This is a genomic window from Campylobacter corcagiensis, from assembly GCF_013201645.1.
In the GTDB taxonomy this organism is placed as follows: domain Bacteria; phylum Campylobacterota; class Campylobacteria; order Campylobacterales; family Campylobacteraceae; genus Campylobacter_B; species Campylobacter_B corcagiensis.
In genome coordinates this window covers 1,613,852-1,625,309 of record NZ_CP053842.1, presented here as the reverse complement: position 1 = coordinate 1,625,309, position 11,458 = coordinate 1,613,852, and the positions used below count along the sequence as shown (strand labels likewise).

Here is an 11,458-nt window from a genome sequence, read left to right as displayed (position 1 = left end):
AAGTATAATAAAAAAGAATTTAAATCATGAAAACAGAATATAAATATTACAATCTTAAAGAAGACTTTGAAGGTGAAGAAGTATTAGAACCTACTTTGGATAACTATAATGATATATACCCACTAAAAGGTATTAGGATAGACAAAGGCAGAATGAGTATTTTTGAATTTAAGCGTAAATATGATGATAAAATAAAAGGTAATATTGTTCTTAATCCAGATTTTCAAAGAGATGATAAAAGATGGGGCGATAATCAAAAATCAGAACTTATAGAAAGTATTCTTATGGGAATACCTCTTCCAGTTATTTATTTTTTTCAAGATAAAGATGGAAAAAATCAAGTTGTTGATGGAAGACAAAGACTTACTTGTATAGCTGAGTTTTTAGATGATAAATTTCAATTAAAAAAGTTAAAGATTATACCAGATGTGAATGGAAAAAAATTTTCAGAGTTAGAACCGATACTTCAAAACAAAATAGAAGATTATCAGTTAGAAATTTACACTATACTTCCGCCAACTCCAGAAAAAGTAAAATTTAATATATTTGATAGGTTAAATAGAGGCGGTACAAAATTAAATAACCAAGAGATGAGAAATGCTTTATATCAAGGAACTTCAACAAAACTCATAAAAGAACTAAGTGAGCTTGAAAGTTTTAAAATAGCAACTGACAATAGTCTTAATCCAATAACAATGAAAGATAGATATTTAATATTAAGGTTTATCTCTTTTTATTTTTTAAAGAAAAACCAGTTGTGTGATATAGAATACGGTAGTGATATTGATGAATTTTTAGCTAATGCTATGAAATGTATAAATAAACAAAATTATGATTTTTATAAAGAGTTTATAAATCAATTTGATAAGGTTATGACATATATATCCAAAAATTATGGAGATTGTGTTTTTAGATTTGAAAGTAAAGACGGAAGTGATAGAAAAAGACCTATTAATATGGGTCTTTTTGAAGTGATAACTTATATGTTTTTTATAGCTATGGAGAAAAATATAAAAATAGATATTGAAAAATTAAAAAAGCTAAAAAAATATGAATTTGATAAACCAGAAAGATTTACTTATGGAATTGATAGTAAAGACAATATTAAATTCAGATTTAATACAATAGATAATTTTTTAAAGGGTTGCAATGATTGATTTAATTAAAATTTCAAATTTTAAAAGTATTTCAGATGAAGAGTTAAAAATAAAACCTATGACGATATTAACAGGAACTAACTCTTCTGGAAAATCAACACTTGTACAAAGTATTTTGCTTATGTCTTATTATGCAAAACAAAATTCTTCTCTTGAAGAAATTATTCTTAAAATTGATAATTTTGAGGATATAAGAAATTTCTATATGAAGGATGATTTAAGTATTATTAAAACTACATATAAAAATATAGAATTTGAGTTGAAATGTTCTATAAATAAGAGTTGGGAATTTAGTGTCAATTCTCCTGATTTAATATTTGAAGAAAATCTATTTTATATAAGTTCTAATCGTATAGGTCAAGAAGATATATCCAGATATGGTAAATCCAAATTTGGAATAAATGGAGAATATGCATTTGGTTATTTTGATAACAATAAAAATGATAAGATAGATATTGTAATAGCAGAAGCGTATGGTACTACTCTTAGAGATCAGCTTCTTTTTTGGATAAATAAAACACTTGATTTAAATTTAGAACTTATTACTCAAAAAATTAGTAATGAGAATTTAAGTGTCAAATATAAGATAGATGATTTTAGCAACCCAATATCAACTTACAATGTTGGATCTGGTGTTAGCTATGCTATTAGAATTTTAATAATAGGATTGTCATTAAAAAAAGGAGATATATTTGTAATTGAAAATCCAGAAATTCACCTTCATCCAAAAGCTATTGCAAATTTAATGAAGTTTTTCGTATTTTTAGCTAGTAATGGCGTACAAGTCATTATAGAAACTCATTCAGAACATATTATAGATAAATTAAGGCATGAGGTTCTTATAAATAAAATTAATAAAGAAAAAACTGTAATTTATTATAGAAAAGATGACAAATCTAAATTTGAAGAGATTAATATAAATGAAGATGGAAGATTTGTTGACAGCATAGGAGAAATTAAAAAATTTCCAACAGGGTTTTTTGATGCAAATTTGAAGGATTTGATGGAGTTAATGTGATTTATTTGGTTTTAGAAGATGATTTATTGTTAGAATACCTTAAATTTAAATATAATAAAAAGCATAACAAATATATTTTACTTAAAATATTGAAATTTTATAAAGATGGTATTGTACTTACAAAAAATCAAATTGAGCTTATAAGAAAAGAGATAAGTGAATTTGATTTAAAAGATGAACATATTTCATCTTTTGTTCGTCAAGGCTATGCTATAGATTCAACAATTGAAGATTTGGCTAAGCAAACTAGATTAAAAGTTATACTATCAAAAGATAAAAATGATTTTCCCTATATTAATATCAATGGCGATAAAATTGAAAACAATTTTACAGCAACTTTTAAAGCTGAAGAAAATAGAAATAAAGCAAAAGATCATTTAAACGCTCTTTTGAAAAATGCTAATGAGATTATGTTTTATGATAAATATATAAATGATAATTTTGATAAATTTAAAGAATTTATTAATGAAAACATAGAAAAGACAAGAAAGAAGTTGTATTGTTATAAATTAGAGCAAAAAAATATATCAATAATAAAAGGATTATGTAAAGATTGGACAATTAAGAGTGATGATCCGCGCTTTGAGGGCTATCGTCATGATAGATATATTATAGTTGATGGAAGTATAGAAATTATCTTAACTAGTGGTTTGTGTTATTTATATGATATAGATAAAGATTTTACATATATAATTAGAGATTTAAAAAAAGACCAATAAAAAATTTCGCTTACTTTATATCAATAGATCCAAAGCTTAAAAAAGTAATTATAACTAGTATATTTTAAATCTATTAGATGTGTAAATTTTAGTATTTTAAGAAGGGGCATGGCCCCTTAAATTTAAGCTCGTTTTCTTTTTATAGTTGTTATTATCCAGCTTATAAGCATTATAAGAAGTAAAACCAAAGCTACAACATAAGCTAAAAGCGTACATACCGCCATATCTGCAAATTTAATACTCGGAATCAAATACCAACCATCAGCGTAAAGGTTTGTAAAAAATGTCTGTATAGCATCAAGTTCTACACCACTTGGAACTACTGGACTATCATAACCACAATCTCCTGTTGGCAAAAACCAATCAGGTGCCCATTTGTGAAGTGGTAGACCAAAAGGATAGCTAGGATCTGTTGAGCAACCTTGCATTCCCATCATAGCAAATGGATCATCACTATGAACGGCTTTATGAATGCCATGAAGTTTTACGCTATATCCAATTCCAATAATTGCTCCATAAATTGCTAAAACATAAGCTATTATCTTTAAAATAACATTTTTAGGATTTATGCAAGCAATAATCCCGCCAAGTGCCATTACAAGCATTGAATATCTTATATAAACGCACTGTTCGCAAGGCTTCATATATAGATAGTTTTGAAAAAAACTATGAGCTAGTAGTACCATACCAGCCATAGCTACAGCCATTAATGCCCATAAAAATCTCTGATCTTGCCACCTTGATATGGTGGCAATAGGGCTAGATTTAAAATCACTCCATAAACTCATAAATTTACCTTATTTAAGCTCGTTAAGCTCTTTGATTGTTTGTGCAAAACTGTCAATTCCTTTGATTGATTTTGTAAGGATTAAATATTTGCCATTTACTACAAATGCTGGAACGCCTTGAACTTTAGCAACCATATATGCATCACCGCTATTGTCTAGACCCCATGCGTTTAGGTGAGCTTGAACTTTTTCATCTTTTGCAGCAGCATCAACATCAGCTCTTGTCATATTTAAGCCTTCAAGTGCTGTTTTATAAAACGCATCAACATTTGCCTCATTTGTAGCATCATCACCCCATCTCTCTTTTTTGTCATGATATGCTTTATAAAGGTTAAATTTAGCTTTTTTGAAATTTGAAGCATCATCTAGATAAGAGATGCCAGCTTCTTCATCTTTTACCATCATAACAGCTAAAATCTCACTTGCGTATTTGCCAAATTTGCCTTTTGTAGTTAGGTGAAATGGTACAAATTTCATCTCTGGAACTTTATCCATTGCAGGTTTTGTAACAGCTTTGTCAAATTTGTAGCAAAACGGGCAGTCATAGCTATATACTTTAATAACTGTTCCTTCAGCATTTGGTATAACTCTTTCTAATTTAACATAGTCTGTTCCTTCTGTAGCAGCAAATGCGCTAACGCCTGCAAGTAGTGCTAGTGCAGCAACGCCTTTTGTGAATTTGTTTAAAATCGAACTCATGTTCTCTCCTTTATATTAAATTGTAGCAAGATTATACAAAAAGACTCTAACAAACTTCTAACATAGAGCTAAATTTAAACTTAAAATAAAAGGCTTACTTTGCCGTAATTAAATTAAATTTTTAAAATTTTGAAATTTATTAATCTTGAAATTCTATTTTATCAAATTCAGGCGTTTTAAGCTTAGTTGGCTCTGTTTTGGTTGAGCGGATAAATTTTATATCGCTTAGGGCTAAAATTTTAAAGTTTTTATTTGGTGGAATTTTAAACATATCTCCAGCTTCTAGATTTTTTTCTTGACCATGAAGGTTTAAAATTCCTTTTCCTTTTAAGATTAAAAAAGCTTCTTCTTTTAGACTAGTTTTTAAATTTATTCCCAAATTCGCCTCAAGTTTGTAGGAATTTAGTGATGTTTGAAGACCGTTTAGCTTCCTAGCAATCGATTGTGCTTTATAAATTTCAATATCACACATTAAAGCACTCAGCACATTGTGATAAAATTTCACCAACCTCATCTCTTGGAAAATCTGCAAACAGGCTAACAAGTAAGAATTTAAGCTCTTTATTAAAAAACTCAACCGCATCACTAGCTGAAATTTGCCCACCTTTAATCTGCTCTTTGATCTTTAAAAAGACCATATGTCCGATCTTTGCATTTGGTGAGATTTTACTTAAGGTTTTATTTAGATTTTGGCAAACTTTTATATAGCTTTCAGCGTTTTTAATGCCTTCAAGAGCTGACTGCATAGCGCTATAATTGCACTCTACTGGTATGATGCTAAATTTTGCCATTAATGCCGTATCGCTACTTTTTAGGCTAAGCATTAGATCATAAGTTGCGATTATATAAAGGTTATCTGGTATAGCAAAGTATGATTTATTATCTTTAAATACCACACTATTTGCTTTTGGATCATCTAAAGTATCGATGATATAAGAGTTTTTGCTTCTTATTAAAACTGAGTCGTTGGTTCCATCATATCGGTTATCTAAAAGCTCTAAAATTTCTCCAAACATTGAGTTCATATCAGCGTAGTTTATGTTGTTAATTATGATGTAGTGGTTGTTTGATCTATCTGCTAAAGCCTCTTTACAAGCTAATTTTAGCTCGCCATCTATAAATTTACCATTTATAAAACCATCTATTAAATTCTCATAAGTATAAGAGCTATTTATATTAATAACTCTACAGCTATTTCCAGCTACCATGCTCTTTGCGATAGAGAGTTTGCCACTTCCCATAGGTCCAATTAAAAGGATATTTTTAGAGATATTTCCAACATCTGTTTTGTTTGAATATCTTAAAAATAGCTCGCAAGCTATGATTTTTCTGGGCTTACTAAGTCCGTCAAAAATCTCATTTTTATCTATAAATTCGCTACTTTTCTTCTCAAAATCACTAAGTGTAGAATTTAGAGTTTTAGCATTTGTTTTTGAGTATATAAGACAACTAAAATTTGGATTAGGTATGGCAAATATTGTAATAAGCTCTGCTAACAACTCATCACTTAAAGGGGTGCATTTATCATCATCACACTCTTTTATTAGAGAATCACTGCTAAAGCTTTTAAGGACTGAATCAAGAGAAGCGGCTTTTAGTGATGATTTAATTAGAGCTAAAAGTATAGCTGGATGATTACAAAGCATGATGCCATAGTATTTAGCTAATAAAATATCGCTAAAATTTAAAAATAGATCATGCAAGGCGTTATAAAATTTTATGATTTTGATTTTAAACTCGTGATTATCACTGCTTTTATCATATTTTCTAGTTATGTTTTCGATAAGTGAAAATAGCCAAACCATATCTCTTTTAGTATCATCAAGGCTTTGTTGTGGGTCGCTTTCTTTGGTGGCTAGTTTAAAAGTATTTTCAAGTTCTAAGATATCATCTTTTAAAAATGAATTTTCATAGTAGGTTTGAATGTTAGTTTTGAAATTTTTAGACAAAAAGAAATATTTTGTATTTTTAAAATGCATACTTATATCTAAAATATCGTTACAAAATTCTATATATGAGCCTTGAAGATAGCTTATATCATCGCTGTTAAAGGCTATTACAGCATTTTTAAGATTTGCTAAGACTGTCTCTAAAGCGTGGATATTTTTTTTAATATCAGCTTCACTATTGTTTAGCTTATAAAGTTGTAGTTGTTCTTTCATTGCTCTTTTCCTTTTAAAAGTGGTACAAACTGGCACTCTTCAAGAATCTCTTGAGATATTTCGCTGTCTGAAATTTTACGAAATCTAACTATATTTTGAACTCCATTTTTCTCAATTGGGGCTACTAAAATTCCACCTGTTTCAAGCTGAGAAAAAAGCCTTTCATCTATTTGCGTAGTAGCAGCTGAGAGTAAAATTCTCTCATAAGGGGCGTAATTTTTCCATCCTGAGTTGCCATCATCAAATTTTAGATGTATGTTTGAAATTTCTAAATTTGTAAAGTGCTCTTTTGCTTCTTTTGCTAAGCTTTCAATTCTTTCGATAGTAAAAACTCTTCTTACTATTTTGCTTAATATAGCTGCTTGATAGCCACTTCCACAACCTATTTCTAAGATCTTATCAACACCATCAAGTTCTAGTGCTATGGTCATCTTTGCTACAGTTAGTGGTGAGCTAATCCACTGCATACCAGCTATTGGTTGGGGATCTAGTGAGTAGGCATGCTTTTGTATCGGGCAAAACTCACTTCTATTTACCTTGCAAAAAGCATCATAAAGTGCTGGAGTGATATCAATAATATCAGCTATATCATCAGCTAGTCTTTGACAATGAATTTCCCACAAATCAACCAAACCAAACCTTTAAAAATTTATATATTTAATTGTATCAAATTTAGGGCTAAAAAGCTATATTTTATAAACTTAATTTAGTAAAATTTATAATAATTATATAAAAGAGAGCATAATTTTAAGCTAAATTTAGTAAATTTCAACTCTCTTTTTTTAAATATTTTTGATTAAAAATCATCAAAGCTAAGGCTTCCTTTGCTGTAGTTTGTAACCTTGCTTTCAAAGAAATTTGACTTTTGGTCGTTAAATTTAGCAAAGTCATCTACCCATTTTATCGGATGTTTGGCGTTGTAGATTCTATTTAGTCCGATGGCATTTAGACGTTGATCTATAAGATAGTGGATGTACTCTGTGATGATATCATCAGTAAAGCCCATGATTTGGTTTTGGGTGATGTATTTTCCCCACTCGATTTCAAGTTCTCCAGCTTTTTCAAACATCTCATAAATCTTAGCAACAACTTCAGGAGTGAAAAGATCAGGTCTTTCTTTTCTAACTGAATTTATCATATTTTGAAAAAGAAGAAGGTGTGTTATCTCATCTCTTTGGATAAATCTTACCATTTGAGCTGAACCTAGCATCTTTCCGGCTCTAGCTAAAGCATAGATGGCTGTAAATCCACTATAAAAGTAAACACCTTCAAGAATTTGATTTGCTACCATCGCTAGGAGAAGTTTGCTTTCAGTTACATTTCCAGCAAGCTCTTCATACAAGCTTGATATATAGTCGTTTTTCTTTTTTAGTATGGGGTCATGTTTTTCCATCTCATAAATCATATCTGTATTTTCACAAATAGCCTCAACCATCACAGCATAGCTTTTTGAGTGATTTGCCTCTTCGTAAGCTTGTCTAGCCAAAATTGCATTAATCTCAGGAGCTGTGATATAAGGGTTGATATTATCAGCTAGGTTGTTTGTTTGAAAACTATCCATTGATATAAGCTGACTCCAAACCAAATCATACATACGCTTTTCAGCTGGAGTTAGGTTGAAGTTATAATCTCTTACATCATCAGTTGTGTCAACTTCTTTTGGAAACCAAGTATTTGCTTCCATTATGTCCCAAAGCTTTAAAGCCCACTGATATTTGGCCTTTGTAAAGTTTAGAATTCCATGTGGATTTCCGCCAAAAACCCTTCTGTTGTTTAGAGTTTCGTTTGACTCTGGATTATAAATTCTTTTTCTATCTACTATTTGTGCCAATGAAATTTCCTTAGTTTAAATTTCTTAGTATTGTATCAAATTTAGCTTAGGATATATTAAGGGGTCAAAAATTTCTTAGTTTAATTTTTATGTTTGATTTTATATTTTTGGGGTTAAAATCTGCTACTGCTTTGTTTAATGAACCAAAATCATTTCCAGTTTCTAAAAAATTTTGAATATAATAAATTCCTTTATAGCCAACATTTTCAAGCATTTTAGACATCAAAGATATATCATACTCACTTAAAAAGTCAGCATGAACTGTCGTTCTTACTTCAAAAGGAAAATCTATAGAGATGAGATATTTTAGTGTTTGTATAAATTTGTCATATAAATTTGAGTTTGTTATGAGTTTGTATTCGCTTTTTAAAGCTTTAAAATCAAGAGCTATGTAATCAGTAAAATTTATAGCCTTTTTTAAAATTTCTAAATTTGAGCCATTTGTGTCAACTTTGGTATAAAATCCTAGTGCTTTAGCTTCTTTTAAAAGCGGTAAGAAATCTTCATCTAAAGTACACTCTCCACCGCTAAAAACCACGCCATCAAGCTTTTTAACTCTTGATTTTAAAAATTCCAAAGCTTCGTTTTTGGAAATTTCTCCTTTTGATAGTGCGATGTCTTTATTATAGCAGTAAATGCAACGCATATTACACCCACCAAACCAGAGTATACACGCTAATTTGTCTGGGTAATCAAGCGTTGTAAAAGGCGTTATGGAGTAAATCACGCAGTTTTTGCACCTTTTTTAGGATTTTCACAAAACTGAACTCTTTCTTTATGTTCGCCAATTTTACCGATATTAAAGCTCTCAACTGGTCTGTGATATCCCATAACTCTGGTATAAACAACGCATTTTGTTCTTTTGTCTTTGTTTAATTCTAAAATTTGTTCTTTACTCATTTTCTCTCCTTGTTTTGAAATTAATTTGCTTTTTTTAAAATTTCTGAGTCACAAAGTGGGCAAAACTCATGCTCACCTGCGATATATCCGTGAATTTTACACACGCTAAAAACAGGTGTAATCGTGATATAAGGAAGCTTATAGTTTGTGACAATATTTTTAACTAAATTTTTACACGCTTCTTTTGAGCTAATTCTTTCTTTCATATATAGATGAAAAACCGTTCCGCCTGTGTAGTTGCTTTGAAGTTCGTCTTGTAAGTCCAAAGCCTCAAATGGATCATCGCCAAAATTTGCAGGAAGTTGGGTTGAGTTTGTATAGTAGTTATTTTCTTTCGTTCCAGCTTGAATAATATCAGGAAATCTTTTAATATCCTCTTTTGCAAAGCGATATGTTGTGCCTTCTGCTGGCGTTGCTTCAAGGTTGTATAAATTTCCAGTAGTTTGCTGGAAAGATTTAATCTTTTCTCTTAAATACTCTATCATTTCAAGGGCGAACTCTCTTCCAAATTTAGTCGTGATATTTTCTTTATCATCTGTAAAGTTTCTTATCATCTCATTTGCACCATTTATGCCAATTGTTGAGAAGTGGTTTTTAAATCCTGGCAGATACCTTGCAGTGTAAGGATAAAGCCCACGATCATACATCTCTTGCACAAAAACTCGCTTTTTTTCAAGTGTGCTTTTTGCTAACTCACAAAGATAATCAAGCTTTTTATAAAGAGCGTTTTTATCATTTTTATGCAAGTATCCAAGTCTGGCTAAATTTATAGTCACAACGCCGATACTTCCAGTCATCTCAGCACTTCCAAAAAGCCCACCACCACGCTTTAAAAGCTCTCTTAAATCAAGCTGAAGCCTACAACACATACTCCTTACATGACCTGGTTTATAAGCTTTTGGGTTTTCTACTAAATTTCCATTTTCATCTTTTATATACTGGCTTCCGATGAAATTTTGAAAATAGCTTGAGCCAATTTTTGCTGTATTTTCAAACAAAGCATCCGCTACTTCGCTATCCCAGTTAAAATCATTTGTAATATTTACAGTTGGGATCGGAAAAGTAAATGGCTGACCTAGGCGGTCACCTTTTGTCATAACTTCGTAAAATGCTTTATTTATCGCGTCCATTTCAGGCTGAAAATCGCCATATGTCATATCAATTAAACGCTTTTTACCACGGCTTTTAGCTAACTCTAAAAGTTCCTCATCACCCTCTAAATCTCTAAAAAGATGTCTATCATCATGAGTTGGAATTTGATCTTTTAAATCCTGTGGGGGCGTTAAATCAATAGTTATATTTGTAAAAGGACTTTGACCCCATCTTGCAGGAACATTTAGGTTAAAGATGAAATTTGTAATTGCCTTTTTCATCTCAGAATAGCTTAATTTATCTCTAAAAACATAAGGTGCTAAATATGTATCAAAGCTAGAAAACGCCTGAGCTCCAGCCCACTCGCTTTGTAAAATTCCTAAAAAATTTGCCATTTGATAAAGTGCTTCACGAAAGTGCTTTGGCGGACGGCTTTCAACTCTACCACGAACGCCGTTAAATCCCTCATTTAACAAAGCCCTTAAACTCCACCCAGCACAGTATCCTGTCAAGCAGTCTAAGTCGTGAATGTGATAATCACCATTTCTATGTGCAAGACCCTCTTCTTTACTATAAACAGCGTCTAGCCAGTAGTTTGCGATGACTTTTCCAGCGGTGTTGTTTATAAGTCCTGCGTTTGAGTAGCTTGTGTTTGAGTTTGCTGAAATTCTCCAGTCTGTGCCGTTTATATACTCATTTATAGTTTGGGTCGAGTTTATATAAGTCGTGTCGTCATTTAGCCCTAAAATTTGCTCTCTTTGCATTTTATGAGTGTGGCGATAAAGCATAAAGCTTTTCATTACTTCAAAATACCCTTTTTTGAAAAGCACCTTTTCTATGATATTTTGTATATCTTCAACAGCTACTATCTCTTTAAATGCTATCTCATCGATTACGCCGTAAAATACATCTTTATCATATGGCTGTGATACGCTTTTAAACGCCTCTTTAATGGCATCTTCTATCTTGTAGGCGTGAAATTCTTCTTTTATTCCGTCGCGTTTTAAAATTTGCTTATCCATCAGTGCTCGCTTTTTAAGGTTTGTTTTTTAACTATTGTATTTTTATATTATAGTCAGCAAGTCTGAAAAC

12 protein-coding genes are annotated in these 11,458 nt (G+C 30.8%); 3 read left to right on the top strand and 9 right to left on the bottom strand.

What is annotated here, in order from left to right:
- The first annotated feature begins 26 nt into the window (after positions 1-26).
- From CCORG_RS08465 to CCORG_RS08455, 3 genes are read left to right on the top strand one after another with little or no spacing between them, the layout of a single operon-like run.
- Positions 27-1,157 (top strand): DUF262 domain-containing protein, encoded by a 1,131-nt coding sequence (locus CCORG_RS08465; protein WP_025802129.1) that lies wholly within the window; start codon positions 27-29, stop codon positions 1,155-1,157.
- Positions 1,150-2,175 carry an AAA family ATPase gene (locus tag CCORG_RS08460; RefSeq protein ID WP_025802126.1) on the top strand — a complete coding sequence of 342 codons (1,026 nt, stop codon included), beginning with the start codon at positions 1,150-1,152 and terminating at the stop codon, positions 2,173-2,175. Before CCORG_RS08465 ends, CCORG_RS08460 begins: the two co-directional genes overlap by 8 nt.
- A complete protein-coding gene (locus CCORG_RS08455) occupies positions 2,172-2,894 on the top strand; it encodes a hypothetical protein (protein ID WP_025802124.1) in 723 nt (240 codons plus the stop codon). The genes CCORG_RS08460 and CCORG_RS08455 overlap by 4 nt, the downstream gene beginning before the upstream one ends.
- A gap of 122 nt (positions 2,895-3,016) precedes the next feature.
- Here the strand turns inward: CCORG_RS08455 and dsbI are convergent, their stop codons facing one another.
- The 9 genes from dsbI to CCORG_RS08410 all read right to left on the bottom strand — a co-directional run bounded on the left by dsbI (position 3,017) and on the right by CCORG_RS08410 (position 11,388).
- The gene (dsbI, locus tag CCORG_RS08450) at positions 3,017-3,682 is read right to left on the bottom strand and encodes a protein-disulfide oxidoreductase DsbI (RefSeq protein ID WP_025802122.1); all 666 of its coding nucleotides are present in this window, start codon (positions 3,680-3,682) and stop codon (positions 3,017-3,019) included.
- A 9-nt stretch (positions 3,683-3,691) separates the two neighbouring features.
- Positions 3,692-4,381 carry a thioredoxin domain-containing protein gene (locus CCORG_RS08445; protein WP_025802120.1) on the bottom strand — a complete coding sequence of 230 codons (690 nt, stop codon included), beginning with the start codon at positions 4,379-4,381 and terminating at the stop codon, positions 3,692-3,694.
- A gap of 139 nt (positions 4,382-4,520) precedes the next feature.
- A complete protein-coding gene (locus tag CCORG_RS08440; RefSeq protein ID WP_025802118.1) occupies positions 4,521-4,853 on the bottom strand; it encodes a cupin domain-containing protein in 333 nt (110 codons plus the stop codon).
- On the bottom strand, positions 4,846-6,543 hold the full coding sequence (locus CCORG_RS08435; RefSeq protein ID WP_025802116.1) for an AAA family ATPase: 1,698 nt from the start codon (positions 6,541-6,543) through the stop codon (positions 4,846-4,848). The genes CCORG_RS08440 and CCORG_RS08435 overlap by 8 nt, the downstream gene beginning before the upstream one ends.
- Complete coding sequence (locus CCORG_RS08430) at positions 6,540-7,175, bottom strand: protein-L-isoaspartate(D-aspartate) O-methyltransferase (RefSeq protein ID WP_025802114.1); 636 nt, start codon at positions 7,173-7,175, stop codon at positions 6,540-6,542. Before CCORG_RS08430 ends, CCORG_RS08435 begins: the two co-directional genes overlap by 4 nt.
- Before the next feature lie 164 nt (positions 7,176-7,339).
- Positions 7,340-8,365: a ribonucleotide-diphosphate reductase subunit beta gene (locus tag CCORG_RS08425; protein WP_025802112.1), complete on the bottom strand. Its 1,026-nt coding sequence runs from the start codon at positions 8,363-8,365 to the stop codon at positions 7,340-7,342.
- Between the two features lie 73 nt (positions 8,366-8,438).
- Positions 8,439-9,101, bottom strand: a complete 663-nt coding sequence (locus tag CCORG_RS08420) for an anaerobic ribonucleoside-triphosphate reductase activating protein (protein ID WP_025802110.1) — start codon at positions 9,099-9,101, stop codon at positions 8,439-8,441.
- On the bottom strand, positions 9,098-9,274 hold the full coding sequence (nrdD, locus tag CCORG_RS09070) for an anaerobic ribonucleoside-triphosphate reductase (protein WP_025802108.1): 177 nt from the start codon (positions 9,272-9,274) through the stop codon (positions 9,098-9,100). The genes CCORG_RS08420 and nrdD overlap by 4 nt, the downstream gene beginning before the upstream one ends.
- Positions 9,275-9,294: 20 nt before the next feature.
- Positions 9,295-11,388, bottom strand: a complete 2,094-nt coding sequence (locus CCORG_RS08410; RefSeq protein ID WP_025802106.1) for a ribonucleoside triphosphate reductase — start codon at positions 11,386-11,388, stop codon at positions 9,295-9,297.
- Positions 11,389-11,458 lie beyond the last annotated feature (70 nt).

Excerpts from the sequence above, each read along its gene's own strand:
- CCORG_RS08465 (WP_025802129.1), top strand. The coding sequence starts at position 27 with ATGAAAACAGAATATAAATATTACAATCTTAAAGAAGACTTTGAAGGT.
- CCORG_RS08460 (WP_025802126.1), top strand. The coding sequence starts at position 1,150 with ATGATTGATTTAATTAAAATTTCAAATTTTAAAAGTATTTCAGATGAA.
- dsbI (WP_025802122.1), bottom strand. The coding sequence starts at position 3,682 with ATGAGTTTATGGAGTGATTTTAAATCTAGCCCTATTGCCACCATATCA.
- CCORG_RS08445 (WP_025802120.1), bottom strand. The coding sequence starts at position 4,381 with ATGAGTTCGATTTTAAACAAATTCACAAAAGGCGTTGCTGCACTAGCA.
- CCORG_RS08440 (WP_025802118.1), bottom strand. The coding sequence starts at position 4,853 with ATGTGTGATATTGAAATTTATAAAGCACAATCGATTGCTAGGAAGCTA.
- CCORG_RS08435 (WP_025802116.1), bottom strand. The coding sequence starts at position 6,543 with ATGAAAGAACAACTACAACTTTATAAGCTAAACAATAGTGAAGCTGAT.
- nrdD (WP_025802108.1), bottom strand. The coding sequence starts at position 9,274 with ATGAGTAAAGAACAAATTTTAGAATTAAACAAAGACAAAAGAACAAAA.
- CCORG_RS08410 (WP_025802106.1), bottom strand. The coding sequence starts at position 11,388 with ATGGATAAGCAAATTTTAAAACGCGACGGAATAAAAGAAGAATTTCAC.